We start from the raw sequence: 18711 nt of genomic DNA, 5'->3' as shown, positions 1-18711 counted from the left end.
CGACCCTCACCGACCGTCGATCACCACACCCGCCGCGTCCTCGAACGGTTTGACCACCGACGTGAAATCGGAGTCGGGGCCGCACTCAGACATGACCTCCTCCCACAGCTCGCGCACCGCGGCGGCGATCGGCGTCGGAGACCCCGCCGTCTGCGCCTCGTCGACGTAGAGCCGGACATCCTTGACCATCAGGCCGGTGGCGAAGCCGTGGTCGAAGGTGCGGGGCAGCACCGCGCGGGGGAACTTGTCCCGGCTGGCGTGCGTGGCTCCCGAGCCGGCGTTGAGGACGTCGAGGATGGTCTGCGGTGCGAGACCGGCCTTCACGCCCATCACCATCACCTCCGCGGTGACCGCCAGGGTGGTGGCCGCGACGAGGTTGTTCATCAACTTCATGGTCTGCGCCGCACCGGGTGTCTCGCCGACGAAGATCGGCCGGCCGATCGCCTCGAGCGCAGGCGCCACCGTGTCGAACCGCTCGCGCGGTCCGGAGACCATGACCGCCAGCGTGCCGCTCTCGGCGCCCGCGACACCGCCGCTGACCGGGGCGTCGAACGCCGCGATGCCGCGCGCCGCCAGCACGTCGTGATTGTGGCCGGCGACCGTACTGCCCACCGTCGAGAGATCGACGAACTGCTTGACGCGCATGCCGTCGAGACCGGTGGCCACCTGCTTCGAGACCTCCGGTGTCGGGAGGCTGGCCAACACCGTGTCGGCGCGGTCGGCGACGGCCCGGACCGACGCCGCGGGCTGTGCGCCGAGTGCCGCTGCGGCGTCGAGCGCCGCACCGCGGGTGTCGAACGCGACGACCCGGTGACCCGCCGCGACCAGCCGCCCGACCATGGGCAGCCCCATGTTGCCGAGCCCGATGAACCCGAGATCCAGACCCGTCACGTCACTGCCCGCCGTCGAGTTCGGCGAACACCTCACGCGCCACCCGGAAGCCGTCGACACCCGCGGGCGCGCCGGCGTAGACGGTCACCTGCAGCAGCACCTCCTGGATCTCCTCGCGCGTGACACCGTTGGCCAGCGCCCCCCGGATGTGGGTGCGCAGCTCGTGGGGGCGGTTGAGCACCGAGATCATCGCGATGTTGAGCATGCTGCGGATGCTCCGCGGCAGCCCGTCGCGGCCCCACACCGCACCCCAGCAGTACTCGGTGAGCAGATCTTGCAGTGGCTTGCTGAACGCGTCGGCGTCGGCCGTGGCCTTGCGCACGTAGGCCTCGCCGAGAACCTCGGTGCGTACCCGCCTGCCCTTGTCATAGGTGTCCTGATCCATGGGGAGTCATTGTGCGCGCAGCGGTGCGCGCCGGTCGGGATGTCAGCCCCCGCGCCTAGACTCGACGGCGTGCTCATCGGTTCCCATGTCCGCAACGACGATCCCCTGGCCGCCGCCGAGGCCGACGGCGCCGACGTGGTGCAGTTCTTCCTCGGCGACCCGCAGAGCTGGAAGAAGCCCAAACCCCGCGAGGACGCCGAGGCGCTGAAAGCCTCGAACATCCCGCTCTACGTCCACGCGCCGTACCTGATCAACGTGGCGTCGGCGAACAACCGGGTGCGCATCCCGTCGCGCAAGATCCTGCAGGACACCTGCGACGCGGCCGCCGAGGTGGGCGCCACCGCGGTGATCGTGCACGGCGGACACGCCGACGACAAGGACATGGAGGCCGGTTTCGAGCGGTGGGTCAAGGCTCTCGACCGGCTCGAGACGACGGTGCCCGTCTACCTCGAGAACACCGCCGGTGGTGAGCACGCCATGGCGCGCTACTTCGACACCATCGGCCGGCTGTGGGACCACATCGGCGACTTCGGCATCGGTTTCTGCCTCGACACCTGCCACGCGTGGGCGGCCGGCGAGACGCTGATCGACGCCGTCTCGCGGATCAAGCGCATCACCGGGCGGATCGACCTGGTCCACTGCAACGACTCGCGGGATGCGGCGGGTTCGGGGGCCGACCGGCACGCCAACTTCGGCAACGGCCAGATCGACCCTCAGCTGCTCGTCGCGGTCGTGGAGGCCGCCGACGCGCCGGTCATCTGCGAGACCTCCGACGACGGCCGCAAGGACGACATCGCCTTCCTGCGCGAGAACCTCTGAGGGTCACACTTCGGTCGCGCAAACAGACGTCGAACGACGGGTAGCGGAGCGGTTAACTAGGCTCAGTCGGACCAGCACCGACTCCGAAAGGCCGATGTGTCCGCGGTTGACCAGTCGTCGATTGCGCTGACGCCACCTGACGTCTCGTCGAGGAGGCGTTGGCTGACGATCGCGCGGTGGACGGCGATCGCCGTGTGGGCCTTCGTCGTGGTGTACCGCACGGCCACCGACGGGTTCGCGTTCAACCGCGAACTGGTGCTGCTCTACATCGCCACCGGACTGCTGGCCGCCAGCATCGGCCGGGGCCGCCGGATGCTGTTCGTGATCCGCGACTGGCTGCCGTTCGCGCTGGTCCTGTTGGCCTACGACCTGAGCCGCGGGGCGGCCACGCTGATCGGCAGGCCCACCCTGTGGCACTGGCAGGCCGACGCCGACCGGTGGCTCTTCTTCGGGACGATGCCGACGGTGTGGCTGCAGGAGCGGCTCAAGGAGCCGACCCCGCCGTGGTGGGAGATCGGCATCAGCACCGTCTACATGTCGTTCTTCATCCTCCCGTACGTGATCGCCGGCGTGCTGTGGCTGCGCAACCGCGAGGAGTGGAAGGCGTTCGTGCGGTTGTTCGTCGGCCTCAACGTCGCCGCGCTGATCGTCTACGCGTTGTTCCCCGCCGCGCCGCCGTGGGCCGCGGCCCGCTGCACGGCCGCCGACGTGGAGGGTGGTCCGTCCGATCCGCGGTGCATGTTCCGGTCCGCCCGCGGCGTGCCCGACGGCGGCGTCCTCGGCTCGATGCAGTTCAGCCAGGACGGTGCGAACCAGTGGATCGAACGGATCGTCGGGCGCGGGTGGGGCAAGTTGAACCTGCATTCGGCGACCGCCCTGCTCGACGCCGGGCAGGCGAGCGTGAACCTGGTGGCCGCCATCCCGTCGCTGCACGCCGGGATGACCGCGGCGATCGCGGCCTTCCTGTGGCACCGCGTGCACCGCGGATGGCGTCCGGTGCTGGTCGGCTACGTGCTGGTGATGGCGTTCACGCTGGTGTACACGGCCGAGCACTACGTCATCGACATCCTGCTGGGGTGGGCGTTCGCCGCGGTCGCGGTGGTCGCGCTGAACCGCTACGACGCCTGGCGGCGGTCCAGGGCCTCGACCCGCCGTGAGGCGGACGTCCCCGAGCGCCTCGACGTCGGTCCGGGCCGGGTGACCACCCACCCCGAGGTGGACGAGGTCGCCGCCGTTCCGGTCGAGCACCGGGCGGCCGTCGGCGAACTCGACCCGCGCTGACCCGCCGCTGCGGTATTACAGGTCTTGTGCGGCTGTCGCCATAGGTGTAACACTGCGGGTATGCGCGATACGCACGTCGTCACCAACCAGGTCCCGCCGCTGGAGGACCACAACCCGGCCGCCTCGCCGGTGCTCATCGAGGCGCTGATCCGCGAAGGCGGGGAGTGGGGCCTCGACGAGGTCACCGAGTTGGGCGCGCTCTCGGGAAGCGCGCGGGCCCAGCGCTGGGGCGAACTCGCCGACCGCAACCGGCCCGTCCTGCACACCCACGACCGCACCGGCCACCGCATCGACGAGGTCGAGTTCGACCCCGCCTACCACGAGCTGATGACCGTGGCGGTCGGTCACGGGCTGCACGCCGCGCCGTGGGCGGACGACCGCGCCGGCGCGCACGTCGTCCGCGCAGCCAAGACGTCGGTGTGGACACCCGAACCCGGGCACATCTGCCCGATCTCGATGACCTACGCCGTCGTCCCCGCGCTGCGCGCCAACCCCGACCTCGCCGCGGTGTACGAACCGCTGCTGACCAGCCGGGTGTACGACCCCGAACTGAGAGTGCCGTCGACCAAGCCCGGCATCACCGCGGGCATGTCGATGACCGAGAAGCAGGGCGGCTCCGACGTGCGCGCGGGTACCACGCAGGCGGTGCCGAACGGGGACGGCACCTACTCGCTGACCGGCCACAAGTGGTTCACCTCGGCGCCGATGTGCGACATCTTCCTGGTGCTCGCCCAGGCTCCCGGCGGTCTGTCGTGCTTCTTCCTGCCGCGCATCCTGCCGGACGGCACGCGCAACCGAATGTTGTTGCAGCGCCTCAAGGACAAGCTCGGCAACCACGCCAACGCCTCGAGCGAGGTCGAATACGACGGCGCGACGGCGTGGCTGGTCGGCGAGGAGGGCCGCGGCGTGCCGACCATCATCGAGATGGTCAACCTGACGCGACTCGACTGCACGCTGGGGTCGGCGACCAGCATGCGCAGCGGGCTCACCCGCGCGATCCACCACGCCCAGCACCGCAAGGCCTTCGGCGAGTACCTCATCGACCAACCGCTGATGCGCAACGTCCTGGCCGACCTGGCCGTCGAGGCCGAGGCCGCCACCATGGTCGCGATGCGGATGGCCGGCGCCACCGACCGCGCCGTGCGCGGCGACAACCGCGAAGCGCTGCTGCGCCGCATCGGCCTGGCCGCCGCGAAGTACTGGGTGTGCAAACGCGCCACCCCGCACGCGGCCGAGGCGATGGAATGCCTGGGCGGCAACGGCTACGTCGAGGACTCCGGCATGCCGCGGCTGTACCGCGAGGCGCCGCTGATGGGTATCTGGGAGGGCTCCGGCAACGTCAGCGCGCTGGACACGTTGCGCGCCATGGCAACCCGTCCGGAAAGCGTCGAGGTGCTGTTCGACGAGCTCGCCCAGACGGCCGGTCACGACGCCCGGCTCGACGCGCACGTCGACGCGCTTCGTCCGGCGCTCGACGACCTCGCAACGGTCCAGTACCGCGCACGCAAGGTGGCCGAGGACATCTGCCTTGCGCTGCAGGGCGCGCTGCTGGTCCGGCACGGACACCCCGCGGTGGCCGAGGCGTTCCTGGCCACCCGGATGGGCGGGCAGTGGGGCGGCGCGTTCGGCACGCTGCCCGTCGGACTGGACCTCGCGCCGATCCTCGAGCGCGCGCTGGTGAAGGGGTGACGGGGTTGCGCCTTATCCGCGAGCGTGCGCAAATGCAGCTTTCGCGGCGGTGTGGCGTGTGCAGACACGCACCGTCGCGGTGGGCGGTGACGCCATGACCCACGCAATTCGGCCCGTCGACTTCGACGACCTCAAGACCATGACCTACGAGGTCACCGACCGGATCGCCCGGATCACCTTCAACCGCCCCGACAAGGGCAACGCGATCGTCGCCGACACCCCGCTGGAACTGTCGGCACTCGTCGAACGCGCCGACCTCGACCCGAACGTGCACGTCATCCTGGTGTCCGGCCGCGGGGAGGGCTTCTGCGCAGGCTTCGACCTGGGCGCCTATGCCGAGGGTTCGTCGTCGGCCGGTGGCGGCAGCCCGTACCGCGACACCGTGCTGTCGGGCAAGACCCAGGCGATCAACCACCTGCCGGATCAGCCGTGGGATCCGATGATCGACTACCAGATGATGAGCCGCTTCGTCCGCGGGTTCTCCAGCCTGCTGCACTGCGACAAGCCGACGGTCGTCAAGATCCACGGCTACTGCGTGGCCGGCGGCACCGACATCGCGCTGCACGCCGACCAGGTGATCGCCGCGGCGGACGCCAAGATCGGCTACCCGCCCACCCGGGTCTGGGGTGTGCCCGCCGCCGGCATGTGGGCCCACCGGCTCGGTGACCAGCGCGCGAAACGGCTTCTGCTGACCGGGGATTGCCTCACCGGCCGCCAGGCCGCCGAATGGGGTCTGGCCGTCGAGGCGCCCGAACCCGAGGACCTCGACGAGCGCACCGAACGCCTCGTCGAACGCATCGCCGCCGTCCCGGTCAACCAGCTGATCATGGTCAAACTCGCGATGAACTCGGCGCTGCTGCAGCAGGGCGTGGCCACCAGCCGAATGGTCAGCACGGTGTTCGACGGTATTGCGCGGCACACGCCGGAGGGGCATGCGTTCGTCGCGCAGTCCCGCGAACACGGTTTCCGCGAGGCGGTCCGGCAGCGTGACGAACCGTTCGGCGACCACGGCCGACGAGCGTCCGGAGTGTGACATGCGGTTGACGGCGCGTTCGGTGGTCCTGTCGGTCCTGCTCGGCGCGCATCCGGCCTGGGCCACCGCCGGCGAATTGATCCGTCTCACCGCCGATTTCGACCTGCGCGAACAGACCGTGCGGGTGGCGCTGACGCGCATGGTGAGCGCCGGTGACCTGGTCCGCTCGGCCGACGGCTACCGGCTCTCCGACCGGCTGCTGGCCCGGCAGCGCCGCCAGGACGATGCCATCAATCCGCGGGCGCGTTCCTGGGACGGCACCTGGACCACGCTGGTGATCACCAGCGTCGGGACCGACGCCCGCACCCGCGCCGCCATGCGGAACACGTTGCAGGACAACCGATTCGGCGAACTGCGCGAAGGGGTGTGGCTGCGGCCGGACAACCTCGACGCGACGTTGCCCGACGACGTCGCCGACCGCGTGCGCGTCCTGCACGCCCGCGACGACGACCCGCGAAGCTTGGCCACCCGGCTCTGGGACCTGCCCGGCTGGGCCGACCGGGGCGCTCGCCTGCTCGACGACATGGCCGCGGCGCACGACATTCCGGCCCGCTTCGTCACCGCCGCCGCGATCGTCCGGCACCTGCTCACCGATCCCGTGCTGCCCGCCGAACTGCTGCCCGAGCGCTGGCCCGGCGACGAACTGCGCACGGCCTACACCGCTTTCGCCGCCGAACTCGTCGAGCGGCGCGATGCCCACCTACGCGATGCCCAACTGATGGAGGCGACATGACAGGACCCGTCCGCGTCGAGCGCAGCGGTGCGGTGACCACGGTGATCATCGACCGGCCCGACGCCCGCAACGCCGTCAACCGCCCCACCGCCGAGGCGCTTCACGAAGCGTTCGACGACTTCGACCGCGACGACTCGGCATCGGTCGCCGTGCTGTGGGGCGACCACGGCACGTTCTGCGCCGGGGCCGACCTCAAGGCGTTCGGCACCCCCGACGCCAACGCCGTGCACCGCAGCGGGCCGGGGCCGATGGGCCCGACGCGCATGGTGCTGTCCAAACCGGTGATCGCCGCGGTCAGCGGTTTCGCCGTCGCAGGCGGACTCGAACTCGCGCTGTGGTGCGATCTGCGGGTCGTCGAAGAGGACGCGGTGCTCGGGGTGTTCTGCCGCCGCTGGGGTGTGCCGCTGATCGACGGCGGCACCGTACGGCTGCCCCGGCTGATCGGGCAGAGCCGGGCGATGGACCTGATCCTGACCGGCCGCGCCGTCGACGCCGCCGAGGCCCACGCGATCGGCCTGGCCAACCGCGTCGTCCCCAAGGGGCAGGCGCGTCAGCAGGCCGAGGCGTTGGCGGCCGAGATCGCCCGGTTCCCGCAGCAGTGCATGCGCGCGGACCGGCTCTCGGCGCTGGGCCAGTGGGGGCTGCCGGAGGCCGAGGCCATCGACCGGGAGTTCGCCAGCATCTCGCGGGTCAAAGACGAGGCGCTCGAGGGTGCTGGGCGCTTCGCCGCCGGCGCAGGCCGCCACGGCGCGCAAGCGTGATGTCGGTGTAGGTCGCTCGGCGCACCCGACTACGCCGACTCACCCCTTGGTGATCTTGTTGTTGGAGCCGAGGTCGTCGATCTTGGGGTCGCCGTCGGCGTAGGTGATCGTGTTGTTCAGTCCGACGACCGTGATCTCCTTATCGACCCGCTCGAAGGAGATGGTGTTGTCGGTGCCGCCGATGTTGACGTTCGCGCACGTCCCGGACACCGTCAGCTTGTTGTTGGACCCGCCGACGTTGAGCGCCTTGCCGTCGGCGCAATCGACCTCCGCGGTGGTGCCGACCGAGCCGTAGTTGATCGTGTTGCCGATCTCCACCTGCGCGCCGGACGAGCCCGCCGTCGCGGTCGGGGTGTTGGTGTCGCTGCTCTCCGACCCGCACCCGGCCAGCGCGAACGCGGCCGTCGCCGCCAGGGCCGCGAACGCGGTACGGACCGACATCGCTTCTCGCTTTCCGGTCACCGGACGGTCAGGCCGGCACCTTGTTGATCCGGTTCGTCATGCCCAGCTCACGGCCGCGGTCCCAGATGATGGGGTCGCCGTTCTTGTACATCACGGTCTGATCCCAGCCGTAGACGGTGATGTCGTTGATCACGTTGTCGGCGACCACGATGTTCCCCGAGCCCTGCATCGTCACCGCCCAGCACGTGCCCATCGCGAACACCTGATTGCCGTTGCCGTTGACGTGCAGCACGGAGTCCCGGCAGTCGATGGTCTGCGACATGCCGGTGCCGGTGATGTGGGTGTCACCGTTCTTGGCGTGCGCGCTCGGTGCGCCGACGGCGGCCGAGGCGAACAACACGGCGGCTGCGGCCGCCACGCAACGGGTTGCAGCGATCGATCGCACCGTCGTATCCCTTCGTCGCGCCCAGCTGATGGAAGCAGCGTACGTGCCCCGACCGCAGCGGCGGCGGCCTTCCGCTGGTTCGACGTCTGTGGCGTCGGGCGCACCGGTCGCTGAACCCGCCGGGGCTGGGTACCGTTGGCGGTGATGAGTCGGCGTGTCGGCGTTGTTGCGGGTTGGGCCGCTGCGGCGGTCACCGTGGTGGTGACCGCCGGTTGCGCGCACTCGGTCACCGGCACGGCGATGCCCGCGAAGTCCGACGCCGTCCCGGACCCCGACCGCGACTACGGATACGTCGACAACCGCTGCGGTCTGCTCGAGGACTCCACGGTCTCGGAGACCCTGGCCGCCGACGAGGTGGTGCGTCCGTACAGCGGTGCGGTGTGCCAGTACGTGCTCATGCGCGACGAGGTCATGGTCGACGTCACCTTCTCGTGGTTCGACACCGGCAGCCTGCAACGCGAACGCACCCTCGCCGCCGAGCGAGGCGCACAGGTGAGCGACACCGACGTCGAGCGGCATCCCGCCTTCCTGGCCCGACGGTCGACGACCGGGGTGGCGTGCTCGGCGACCGCGGCGGCCGGACCAGGAGTGCTCAGCTGGTGGGTGCAGTACCGCGGGCAGGAAACCGGTGACCCCTGCGTGGACGCGGAGAAGTTGTTGTCGGCGACCCTCTCGTCGGATCTGTGATGAAGCGGTTCATCTTCGGCATCTCCGCGACGGCAGCGCTGCTGCTGTCCGGCTGCGGCGGCGGGAACGAACCGCAGGCCACCCCGGCGGCGGACCCGCCCGCCGGGTCCTTCCGCAGCGACGGGTGCAACGGCGTGACCGACGAGGACGTCACCAAGGCGGCGGAGTCGACGGTGTTCAAGAAGGTCGTCGACAGCGACGCCGGCTGCTTCTGGCAGGAGGACACCATGCTCGGCACGTTCGGCGCCGGGATGGGCATCTCGACCTGGTGGTACCGCGGCAGCGACATGGATGTCGAACGCGAGCTCGAACAGCAGGCGGGCCGCAAGATCACCGAACTGTCGGTCGACGGCAACAAGGGTTTCAAGGCCGCCGACACCAACGCCTGCAGTATCTATGTGGCCAAGGGCGGCGACGTGATCACCTGGTCGATCCAGACCATGAACCCCGACATGCTGCCGGATCTGTGCTCGATCACCGAACGCCTCGCCCAACTCAGCCAGCAACGCGTGAACTGATGCGCCGTAGGGTTAGAGTCTCCGCCGACCGCACATCGGTCGGTGACAGACGGAGGGTGACAAGGACATGCCGGCTCAACCGGACCCGCGGACGGCGGGCGGTCGGGCGCGTGCTGCCGCCAAGACCACCCGGCTGAGCCGCGACGCGATCGTCAACGCCGCCCTGACGTTCCTGGACCGCGAAGGTTGGGACGCGCTGACCATCAACGCGCTGGCCACCCAGCTCGGCACCAAGGGGCCGTCGCTGTACAACCACGTGCACAGCCTCGACGACCTGCGCCGCACCGTGCGGATGCGGGTGGTCGGCGACATCATCGGCATGCTCACCACCGTTGGCCAGGGCCGCACCCGCGACGATGCGGTGATGGCGATGGCCAGCTCCTACCGCAGCTACGCCCACCACCACCCGGGCCGGTACTCCGCGTTCACCCGGATGCCGCTGGGCGGGGACGACCCCGAGTTCACCGACGCCACCCGCGCCGCGGCCACCCCGGTGATCGAGGTGCTGGCCTCCTACGGACTCGACGGCGAGGAGGCGTTCTACGCCGCGCTGGAGTTCTGGTCGGCCATGCACGGGTTCGTGCTGCTGGAGATGACCGGGGTGATGAACGGCATCGACACCGACGCGGTGTTCACCGACATGGTGCTGCGCCTGGCCTCCGGGATGGAACGCCGCTCCGGCGGCGTGGGCGCTGACCTGCGCTAAGCGCCGGTCAGAGCGCTGCGCGCCCCGTCTGGAACGACTTTTGGAGCGACGGGGCCATCCTGGTATTGTGGGGGATCGTGCCTGGCCGTCGAGGCGCATGCGACGGGGTGACAACCAGACAGCATGCCCACATGCCGGGCAAATTCGCATGTCTACCACGCAGCGGAATTGCTTCGAGGTGTGCGCGTGCGACACGCCCGGACGCGGGGGACGCGACCGGGCCGTAACAGCAGTACAGAGACTTGAACAGCACCGAAGCAGTACAGAGCACCACCACAGACGACAAGCACCACACGGAAGCAACACAGAAAGCCGGTACATGCCAACCATCAACCAGCTGGTCCGCAAGGGTCGCCGCGACAAGATCGCCAAGGTGAAGACCGCGGCCCTCAAGGGCAGCCCGCAGCGTCGCGGCGTGTGCACCCGCGTGTACACGACCACCCCGAAGAAGCCGAACTCGGCACTTCGGAAGGTCGCGCGCGTGAAGCTGACCAGCCAGGTCGAGGTGACCGCATACATCCCCGGTGAGGGCCACAACCTGCAGGAGCACTCGATGGTGCTGGTGCGCGGCGGTCGTGTGAAGGACCTCCCCGGTGTGCGTTACAAGATCATCCGCGGTTCGCTTGACACCCAGGGCGTGAAGAACCGCAAGCAAGCGCGCAGCCGCTACGGCGCCAAGAAGGAGAAGAGCTGATGCCGCGCAAGGGCCCCGCACCCAAGCGTCCGCTGGTCAACGATCCGGTCTACGGGTCGCAGCTGGTCACCCAGCTGGTCAACAAAGTGCTGCTGGACGGGAAGAAATCGCTGGCCGAACGCATTGTCTATGGTGCGCTCGAACAGGCCCGCGACAAGACGGGCACCGATCCGGTGGTCACCCTGAAGCGCGCTCTCGACAACGTCAAGCCCGCCCTCGAGGTGCGCAGCCGCCGCGTCGGTGGCGCCACCTATCAGGTGCCGGTCGAGGTTCGTCCCGATCGCTCCGTGACGCTGGCCCTGCGGTGGCTGGTGAGCTTCTCGAAGGCGCGTCGGGAGAAGACCATGGTCGAGCGGCTGGCCAACGAGATCCTCGATGCCAGCAATGGCCTGGGTGCCGCCGTCAAACGGCGTGAGGACACCCACAAGATGGCCGAGGCCAACCGCGCCTTCGCGCACTACCGCTGGTGATCTTCGGCCGGCGGCAGGAAGCGGCCGGCGTGTGCGGTATCGGCTGACAACAGCAATCGAGCAAGCGAGAGTGGGAAGACTTCTGTGGCACAGAAGGACGTGTTGACCGACCTGAACAAGGTCCGCAACATCGGCATCATGGCGCACATCGACGCCGGTAAGACGACGACGACCGAGCGCATCCTGTATTACACGGGTGTCAACTACAAGATCGGTGAGACGCATGACGGTGCGTCGACCACCGACTGGATGGAACAGGAGCAGGAGCGCGGCATCACCATCACCTCCGCCGCGGTGACCTGCTTCTGGAACGACAACCAGATCAACATCATCGACACCCCCGGGCACGTCGACTTCACCGTCGAGGTGGAGCGCAGCCTCCGTGTGCTCGACGGCGCCGTTGCCGTGTTCGACGGCAAAGAGGGCGTCGAGCCGCAGTCCGAGCAGGTGTGGCGTCAGGCCGACAAGTACGACGTGCCGCGCATCTGCTTCGTCAACAAGATGGACAAGTTGGGCGCGGACTTCTACTTCACCGTGCGCACCATCGAGGAGCGCCTCGGCGCGACCCCGCTGGTGATCCAGCTGCCGATCGGCGCGGAGAACGACTTCATCGGCATCATCGACCTGGTCGAGATGAAGGCCAAAGTCTGGCGTGGCGAGACTGCCCTCGGCGAGAAGTACGAGGTCGAGGACATCCCAGCCGACCTCGCCGACAAGGCCGACGAGTACCGCACCAAGCTGCTCGAGGCGGTCGCCGAGACCGACGAGGCGCTGCTGGAGAAGTACTTCGGTGGTGAAGAGCTCACGGTCGACGAGATCAAGGGCGCGATCCGCAAGCTGACGGTCAACTCCGAGTTGTACCCGGTGCTGTGCGGCAGCGCGTTCAAGAACAAGGGCGTGCAGCCCATGCTCGACGCGGTCGTCGACTACCTGCCCTCTCCGCTGGACGTCGAGTCCGTGCAGGGCCACGTGCCCAACAAAGAGGACGAGGTCATCACCCGCAAGCCGTCGGTCGACGAGCCCTTCTCGGCGCTGGCATTCAAGATCGCGGTGCACCCGTTCTTCGGCAAGCTGACCTACGTCCGCGTCTACTCCGGCACCGTCGAGTCCGGTTCGCAGGTCATCAACTCCACCAAGGGCAAGAAGGAGCGGCTGGGCAAGCTGTTCCAGATGCACGCCAACAAGGAGAACCCTGTCGAGCGTGCGTCGGCCGGCCACATCTACGCGGTCATCGGCCTCAAGGACACCACCACCGGTGACACTCTGAGCGATGCGAACCAGCAGATCGTGCTCGAGTCGATGACCTTCCCCGATCCGGTGATCGAGGTGGCCATCGAACCCAAGACCAAGAGCGACCAGGAGAAGCTCGGCACGGCGATCCAGAAGCTGGCCGAAGAGGATCCCACGTTCAAGGTGCACCTGGACCAGGAGACCGGCCAGACCGTCATCGGCGGCATGGGCGAGCTCCACCTCGACATCCTCGTCGACCGCATGCGTCGCGAGTTCAAGGTCGAGGCCAACGTCGGTAAGCCCCAGGTGGCCTACCGCGAGACCATCAAGCGCAAGGTCGAGAAGGTCGAGTTCACCCACAAGAAGCAGACGGGTGGCTCCGGCCAGTTCGCGAAGGTGCTCATCGACCTCGAGCCGTTCAGCGGCGAGGACGGTGCCACCTACGAGTTCGAGAACAAGGTCACCGGTGGCCGCATCCCGCGCGAGTACATCCCCTCGGTGGATGCCGGTGCGCAGGACGCCATGCAGTACGGCGTGCTCGCCGGCTACCCGCTGGTGAACATCAAGGTGACCCTGCTCGACGGCGCCTACCACGAGGTCGACTCGTCGGAAATGGCGTTCAAGGTCGCCGGTTCGCAGGTCTTGAAGAAGGCCGCGCAGGCGGCTCAGCCGGTGATCCTCGAGCCGATCATGGCCGTCGAGGTGACCACACCCGAGGACTACATGGGTGAAGTGATCGGCGATTTGAACTCCCGCCGTGGTCAGATCCAGGCCATGGAGGAGCGGGCCGGTGCGCGCGTCGTCAAGGCGCAAGTGCCGCTGTCGGAGATGTTCGGCTATGTCGGCGACCTTCGGTCGAAGACCCAGGGCCGGGCGAACTACTCCATGGTGTTCGACTCGTACGCCGAGGTTCCGGCGAACGTGTCGAAGGAGATCATCGCGAAGGCGACGGGTCAGTAACCGTCCCTTCACGGACCACAACTGAACAAACCAACCTGCTGTAACAAGCACCAACAAGTCCAGGAGGACACAGAAGTGGCGAAGGCGAAGTTCGAGCGGACGAAGCCGCACGTCAACATCGGGACCATCGGTCACGTTGACCACGGCAAGACCACGCTGACCGCAGCAATCACCAAGGTTCTGCACGACAAGTACCCCGAGTTGAACGAGTCGCGCGCATTCGACCAGATCGACAATGCGCCTGAGGAGCGTCAGCGCGGCATCACGATCAACATCTCCCACGTGGAGTACCAGACCGAGAAGCGTCACTACGCGCACGTCGACGCCCCCGGTCACGCTGACTACATCAAGAACATGATCACCGGTGCCGCCCAGATGGACGGCGCGATCCTGGTGGTCGCCGCCACCGACGGCCCCATGCCGCAGACCCGTGAGCACGTGCTGCTGGCCCGCCAGGTCGGCGTCCCCTACATCCTGGTGGCGCTGAACAAGGCCGACGCGGTCGACGACGAGGAGCTCATCGAGCTCGTCGAGATGGAGGTCCGCGAACTGCTGGCCGCCCAGGACTTCGACGAGGACGCCCCGGTCGTGCGCGTCTCGGCGCTCAAGGCGCTCGAGGGCGACGAGAAGTGGGTCAAGTCCGTCGAGGACCTCATGGACGCCGTCGACGAGTCGATCCCGGACCCGGTCCGCGACACCGACCGTCCGTTCCTGATGCCCGTCGAGGACGTCTTCACGATCACCGGCCGCGGCACCGTGGTCACCGGTCGTGTGGAGCGCGGCGTGGTCAACGTGAACGAGGAAGTCGAGATCGTCGGCATCCGCCCCGGCACCACCAAGACCACGGTCACCGGTGTCGAGATGTTCCGCAAGCTGCTCGACCAGGGCCAGGCCGGTGACAACGTCGGTCTGCTGCTGCGCGGTATCAAGCGTGAGGACGTCGAGCGCGGCCAGGTCGTGGTCAAGCCCGGCACCACCACCCCGCACACCGAGTTCGACGGCCAGGTCTACATCCTGTCCAAGGACGAGGGTGGCCGCCACACGCCGTTCTTCAACAACTACCGTCCGCAGTTCTACTTCCGGACCACGGACGTGACCGGCGTGGTGACCCTGCCCGAGGGCACCGAGATGGTGATGCCCGGTGACAACACCGACATCTCCGTCAAGCTGATCCAGCCCGTCGCCATGGACGAGGGCCTGCGGTTCGCCATCCGTGAGGGTGGCCGCACCGTCGGCGCCGGCCGTGTGACGAAGATCCACAAGTAAGACCAGTACGTCGAAGCGGCGCTCACCTTCGGGTGGGCGCCGTTTCGCGTTGTGCCGTGGTCATTTCGGAGCGGCAAGTTCGCGAACCGCCTGGTGACAGGCATCGGCCAAGCGGGCGTCTCCCGTGCGCAGGGCCACGTCGCCGAGCCGGCGCAGCGAACCCGACAGGTCGCGTGTGGACGCGACGGTCGGTCGCGATGCGTGGAGCTCGCGGGCGAGTGACAGAGCCTCGTCGAAGGCGATTCGCGCACTGTGGAAGTCTCCGATCTCGTCGGCAAGACGGCCGAGCAGGGTTTGTGCCGACCACAGCTCGCGCCGCGCGCGTGGACCCGTCTCCACGCTGTTGATCGCTTGCGCGACGCGGAGAGATTCTTCGCATGTCTTTCGCGCGGAGTCGAAGTCTTTCGCCCGTCGATTGACTTCGCCGAGATTGTCGAGAGCCAACTTGAGGTCACGCAGGGCTGCCGTGTCCTGCGGCTTGCGCGTCAACAGGTCGCGGGCGATCTCCACTGACTCGGTGTACGCCTCACGTGCTCGGCCCAACGCGCCGTCCATGCGCGCGGCCTGGCCCACGTCGTTGAGCGCTGTCATCACGTTCCGGGCCGCCTTCACACTCGCCGGATCGAGCCGTCGAAGTTGTCGCCACAGCTGCAGGGCCTCTTCGAACCGATCCCGTGCCCGGGTGTGGTCCTTATTCGTGTTCGCGACAGTGCCGAGGTCTTCCAACGTGACGGCGATATCGCGCGTGGCCTCGGCGTTTTCCGGATCGAGTGCCGACAGTCGCCGCCGGATGTGCAGGGCCTCCTCGAACGCTTCGGCGGCCACCGTGGTCTGGCCTCGGTCCAGCGCGAGTTGGCCGACGCGCCCCAGCGATACGCTGACGTCCCGCAGGGCGATGGCGTTTGCCGGATCGGCTGCGAATACTTTCCGCGCCAGAGCCAATGATTCGTCGAAGTTCTCGGATGCCTCTTCCGTGGCGCCGGTGGCGCGGGCCAGCTGCCCCACATTGGTCAGAGAGACGCAGACGTCCCTCATCGCCTGTGAGCTACCAGGATTCGCGGCGAGTATCTTCCGCCGGATTCGAAGGGCTTCTTCGAGCGGCGCTTTCGCGCGCGTGTATGCCCCCGTCTGTCGCGCAAGTTCACCGACCTTGTTGAGCGCAACACTCGCATCACGCTGGACGGACTCGTTGTCGGGGTCAGCGGTGACCAAGTCCCGCCAGATACGTAGTGCTTCCTCGTAAGCCGCCTGGGCCGCTGCGTTGTCACCGCGTGCTTGCGCTTGTGCGCCGACGTCGAGAAGGGAGATCCCGACGTCGCGCTGCGCCTGGAGGTTTCCGGATCTGGCCTCCCTCAGATTCCGGGTGATCTCCAACGCTTCGGCAGAGAGCTCTCGGGCGCGGTCGAAGTCTCCGCTTTGCTCGGCCGCCGCGCTCGCACGGCGCAGTGCCACCGAGAGGTCCCGCTGACTGGGGGTGTCCGGGGTGGCCCGCCAACGACTTCGAGCGATCTGCAGGCTTTCGTCGTACAGGTCGCGGGCTCGTTGCACGTCGCCGGCGTCGGTTTCGACGTCGCCGAGGTTGCCCAACGCGACAGCGACCGCGCGCACCGATAGGTCGCTCCGCGGGTTGGCCGCCTGTAGTGCGCGCGCATGTCGGAGCGTGACGTCCCTGAGCCTCCTGCGGGCCTCGAGGGGCAGTTCAGACCAGCCGGACGACTCGGTGCCCATGAGGATCCACAGGCCCTTGTGGTCGAGACCGTTCGTGACGGCCCCGAGATCGATCCCTCGTACGAGGGCTCGAGCGATCACCCTGCGGGCACGGATGCTGCGCTCGCTGTCGGCGCCACCGACTCCGTTGAGGATGGGGCCCGCTGACGGCGAACCACCCGAATGCAGTGTGTGCCAGAGTAAGTCGTCCTCACGAATGGGGTCGTTGTCCCGCAGTGTTGCCAGGTGGTTCGCGATCCGCGCGTGCGTCGGTGCGATCAGCGGCGCCGAGAGGTGGACCCGCGTGACCGCGGCTTTCACGGCGCCGTGGACAAATCCGAGTCGCCCGCCCGCACCGCGAATCTCGACCATCCCGGCGAAGGCTCTTCGTAAACCGGCGACGACCACCTCGGGCAGGCCCGTGATTCCTGCCAGGTCACTGGATCTCAGCCCCGAGCGTGACAGGGCCAGCGCCCGCATGATCGCCGCGGCGTTCTCAGATCCGTAGCGCTCCGCGGCCCGGGCGACGATGAGATCGATGACGCCGTCGACACCGTCCGGTAGACGGTGAACGGTTCTCGTCACCAGCTTCGCGAGTTCCGACACGGCGTCGCGGGATGGATCGACTTCGGCGAAGTCGTCTTCGTCGAGTGCCATCAACTCGCCGACTGCGAGGGAGAGCCAGAGGGGTGACCTCGGCCGGGAGGCGAGCGACTGGATCGCCTGTGTCGGCAGGTCGCGGCGTAGCTCACCGGCCATGTGCGCAGCAGCTTCTGCTACCGCAGCAGGCGGTAGATCGTCAACGGCAATTCGGCGAGTGCCGGCGTGCGCCAGGAGTTCACGTTGCCACTCGAGGGTGGTCGAGACGACGATGGTCGCGTTGTCCGGCAACGACGTCAGGAACCCTATCTCTTCGCGGGTTGCACCCTCGTCGAGAGAGTCCAGGGAATCGACGGCTATGACGATGTCGCCGACGTTTGCGATGAGAGCGCGCCACCAGTTCCGCAGCTGCTCAGTGGTGCGGAGTTCGTCGGGTATCTGCGCGCCGAGTTTGACCGCAAGACGGTGCACGACCGCTCGCTCGCCAGTGGTATCGGGCCCGGCGCCGACCGGGACTGCGACGACCCGGAGTCCTGCGGCCTGAAGTCGTTGGACAACGGCACACCACACCGCCGACTTGCCCGCCCCCGAAGGCCCGGTCAGACAGACGGATCGGCCGTTCTCAACCGCCGTGACGACGTCAGCGATGAGGAGGTCGCGTCCTTCGACGACGGCGGTCCGATCGGCGAAGAAGAGCGATTCGACCGCGGTGACGGGATCTTGCTCCCTCAGCTCACTCATCTCTCGTGCCTGGCGCACCACCAACGGCCCGAGTACGTCGACGGCGAGTGACTCGAATTCGCGCAAGTCGCGCACTCGAGTGCTGTCGGTCCGCACCCGATAGCGATGAACCTGCGCGCGCGGATGGTTCATGGCCCAATTGCGCAGAGTTTGCGAGCGGTGAACGAGCCCGGTGTCGGAGTCTTGCCAACCGGGCGGCTTCTTGCCGCGCGCGAAATCGCGGACGAAGAACACCGGTTGCACTTCGTGCGGTTCGCCGCTCGCCCCGTGGATGAACTCCAGTTCGGTGACCGAGCGCCCTCTGACGTCGAGAGTGAGACCGGCCTCCTGTGCGACACGGCGCGCGCGGTCCTCGGGCGGGATCCAACCGTAACGGTGCCCGACCAGGCCGACGAACAGCGGTCGGGAACGGGCGATCTCGGACAGGCATACGTCCAGGATCTTCCGTTGGGTGGCTGCCGCGTCATCCGTATTGTGTGCCGCGACACCCCATCTCAAGTCCACCATCTCGACGCGGCACCCCAGCGGGCGCAGCATCTCGTCCAGAGCTGCGCGCACCGGGCCCACCAAGGTGTCGCGTTCGCCGTGAAAATCCCGGAAAGTCGACGAGATGAATATCGGGACGACGCTCACCGCACCTCACTTCCGCATGCCACACGCGTTGTGGCGCTGTGTTACCGGCCGCACCCGAGC

At 68.0% G+C, this 18711-nt stretch carries 18 protein-coding genes; 13 read left to right on the top strand and 5 right to left on the bottom strand.

Translation table 11 applies throughout. The features are described from left to right. Positions 1–6: 6 nt before the first annotated feature. Positions 7–882, bottom strand: coding sequence for an NAD(P)-dependent oxidoreductase (locus AU195_RS20075; RefSeq protein WP_059160915.1), 876 nt, complete (start codon positions 880–882; stop codon positions 7–9). Positions 883–892: 10 nt separating this feature from the next. Further along, positions 893–1276, bottom strand: coding sequence for a carboxymuconolactone decarboxylase family protein (locus tag AU195_RS20070; protein WP_059160804.1), 384 nt, complete (start codon positions 1274–1276; stop codon positions 893–895). Positions 1277–1345: 69 nt separating this feature from the next. On the opposite strand from AU195_RS20070, the gene AU195_RS20065 reads away from it, so the two are divergent. From AU195_RS20065 to AU195_RS20040, 6 genes are all read left to right on the top strand, one after another. After that, positions 1346–2095, top strand: coding sequence for a deoxyribonuclease IV (locus AU195_RS20065; protein WP_059160803.1), 750 nt, complete (start codon positions 1346–1348; stop codon positions 2093–2095). Between the two features lie 96 nt (positions 2096–2191). Then, positions 2192–3376, top strand: a complete 1185-nt coding sequence (locus AU195_RS20060) for a phosphatase PAP2 family protein (protein ID WP_157531199.1) — start codon at positions 2192–2194, stop codon at positions 3374–3376. A gap of 60 nt (positions 3377–3436) precedes the next feature. After that, positions 3437–5065: an acyl-CoA dehydrogenase family protein gene (locus AU195_RS20055; protein WP_059160802.1), complete on the top strand. Its 1629-nt coding sequence runs from the start codon at positions 3437–3439 to the stop codon at positions 5063–5065. 94 nt (positions 5066–5159) lie between these two features. Beyond that, complete coding sequence (locus AU195_RS20050; protein WP_059160913.1) at positions 5160–6098, top strand: crotonase/enoyl-CoA hydratase family protein; 939 nt, start codon at positions 5160–5162, stop codon at positions 6096–6098. 1 nt (position 6099) lies between these two features. Further along, on the top strand, positions 6100–6831 hold the full coding sequence (locus tag AU195_RS20045) for a PaaX family transcriptional regulator C-terminal domain-containing protein (protein ID WP_059160801.1): 732 nt from the start codon (positions 6100–6102) through the stop codon (positions 6829–6831). Then, complete coding sequence (locus AU195_RS20040; protein WP_059160800.1) at positions 6828–7592, top strand: crotonase/enoyl-CoA hydratase family protein; 765 nt, start codon at positions 6828–6830, stop codon at positions 7590–7592. The genes AU195_RS20045 and AU195_RS20040 overlap by 4 nt, the downstream gene beginning before the upstream one ends. 39 nt (positions 7593–7631) lie before the next feature. On the opposite strand, the gene AU195_RS20035 is transcribed toward AU195_RS20040, so the two are convergent. Both AU195_RS20035 and AU195_RS20030 read right to left on the bottom strand, forming a co-directional pair. Further along, positions 7632–8033 carry a DUF3060 domain-containing protein gene (locus AU195_RS20035; RefSeq protein WP_059160799.1) on the bottom strand — a complete coding sequence of 134 codons (402 nt, stop codon included), beginning with the start codon at positions 8031–8033 and terminating at the stop codon, positions 7632–7634. Positions 8034–8061: 28 nt separating this feature from the next. After that, positions 8062–8439 carry a DUF3060 domain-containing protein gene (locus tag AU195_RS20030; RefSeq protein WP_059160798.1) on the bottom strand — a complete coding sequence of 126 codons (378 nt, stop codon included), beginning with the start codon at positions 8437–8439 and terminating at the stop codon, positions 8062–8064. Positions 8440–8583: 144 nt separating this feature from the next. Between AU195_RS20030 and AU195_RS20025 the strand changes: the two genes are divergently transcribed. From AU195_RS20025 to tuf, 7 genes are all read left to right on the top strand, one after another. Then, positions 8584–9126, top strand: a complete 543-nt coding sequence (locus AU195_RS20025) for a DUF3558 domain-containing protein (protein WP_059160797.1) — start codon at positions 8584–8586, stop codon at positions 9124–9126. After that, positions 9126–9644 (top strand): DUF3558 domain-containing protein, encoded by a 519-nt coding sequence (locus AU195_RS20020; protein ID WP_059160796.1) that lies wholly within the window; start codon positions 9126–9128, stop codon positions 9642–9644. The genes AU195_RS20025 and AU195_RS20020 overlap by 1 nt, the downstream gene beginning before the upstream one ends. 67 nt (positions 9645–9711) lie before the next feature. Continuing rightward, on the top strand, positions 9712–10350 hold the full coding sequence (locus AU195_RS20015) for a TetR/AcrR family transcriptional regulator (RefSeq protein ID WP_059160795.1): 639 nt from the start codon (positions 9712–9714) through the stop codon (positions 10348–10350). 319 nt (positions 10351–10669) lie between these two features. After that, positions 10670–11044, top strand: coding sequence for a 30S ribosomal protein S12 (gene rpsL / locus AU195_RS20010; RefSeq protein ID WP_011558401.1), 375 nt, complete (start codon positions 10670–10672; stop codon positions 11042–11044). After that, complete coding sequence (gene rpsG, locus AU195_RS20005) at positions 11044–11514, top strand: 30S ribosomal protein S7 (protein WP_011558402.1); 471 nt, start codon at positions 11044–11046, stop codon at positions 11512–11514. The genes rpsL and rpsG overlap by 1 nt, the downstream gene beginning before the upstream one ends. A gap of 84 nt (positions 11515–11598) precedes the next feature. Beyond that, positions 11599–13704 carry an elongation factor G gene (fusA, locus tag AU195_RS20000; RefSeq protein WP_082703132.1) on the top strand — a complete coding sequence of 702 codons (2106 nt, stop codon included), beginning with the start codon at positions 11599–11601 and terminating at the stop codon, positions 13702–13704. 75 nt (positions 13705–13779) lie between these two features. Further along, positions 13780–14970 carry an elongation factor Tu gene (gene tuf, locus AU195_RS19995; RefSeq protein ID WP_059096529.1) on the top strand — a complete coding sequence of 397 codons (1191 nt, stop codon included), beginning with the start codon at positions 13780–13782 and terminating at the stop codon, positions 14968–14970. 60 nt (positions 14971–15030) lie between these two features. On the opposite strand, the gene AU195_RS19990 is transcribed toward tuf, so the two are convergent. Beyond that, positions 15031–18651 carry a tetratricopeptide repeat protein gene (locus tag AU195_RS19990; protein WP_082703131.1) on the bottom strand — a complete coding sequence of 1207 codons (3621 nt, stop codon included), beginning with the start codon at positions 18649–18651 and terminating at the stop codon, positions 15031–15033. Positions 18652–18711 lie beyond the last annotated feature (60 nt).

This window comes from Mycobacterium sp. IS-1496, from assembly GCF_001499995.1.
In the GTDB taxonomy this organism is placed as follows: Bacteria; Actinomycetota; Actinomycetes; order Mycobacteriales; family Mycobacteriaceae; genus Mycobacterium.
Note: the sequence above shows the minus strand (reverse complement) of the source record. Positions and strands in the feature narration are given on the sequence as shown.

Excerpts from the sequence above, each read along its gene's own strand:
- AU195_RS20040 (WP_059160800.1), top strand. The coding sequence starts at position 6,828 with ATGACAGGACCCGTCCGCGTCGAGCGCAGCGGTGCGGTGACCACGGTG.
- AU195_RS20015 (WP_059160795.1), top strand. The coding sequence starts at position 9,712 with ATGCCGGCTCAACCGGACCCGCGGACGGCGGGCGGTCGGGCGCGTGCT.
- rpsG (WP_011558402.1), top strand. The coding sequence starts at position 11,044 with ATGCCGCGCAAGGGCCCCGCACCCAAGCGTCCGCTGGTCAACGATCCG.
- AU195_RS20025 (WP_059160797.1), top strand. The coding sequence starts at position 8,584 with ATGAGTCGGCGTGTCGGCGTTGTTGCGGGTTGGGCCGCTGCGGCGGTC.
- AU195_RS20050 (WP_059160913.1), top strand. The coding sequence starts at position 5,160 with ATGACCCACGCAATTCGGCCCGTCGACTTCGACGACCTCAAGACCATG.
- AU195_RS20045 (WP_059160801.1), top strand. The coding sequence starts at position 6,100 with ATGCGGTTGACGGCGCGTTCGGTGGTCCTGTCGGTCCTGCTCGGCGCG.
- AU195_RS20020 (WP_059160796.1), top strand. The coding sequence starts at position 9,126 with ATGAAGCGGTTCATCTTCGGCATCTCCGCGACGGCAGCGCTGCTGCTG.
- rpsL (WP_011558401.1), top strand. The coding sequence starts at position 10,670 with ATGCCAACCATCAACCAGCTGGTCCGCAAGGGTCGCCGCGACAAGATC.
- AU195_RS20055 (WP_059160802.1), top strand. The coding sequence starts at position 3,437 with ATGCGCGATACGCACGTCGTCACCAACCAGGTCCCGCCGCTGGAGGAC.
- AU195_RS20035 (WP_059160799.1), bottom strand. The coding sequence starts at position 8,033 with ATGTCGGTCCGTACCGCGTTCGCGGCCCTGGCGGCGACGGCCGCGTTC.
- AU195_RS20070 (WP_059160804.1), bottom strand. The coding sequence starts at position 1,276 with ATGGATCAGGACACCTATGACAAGGGCAGGCGGGTACGCACCGAGGTT.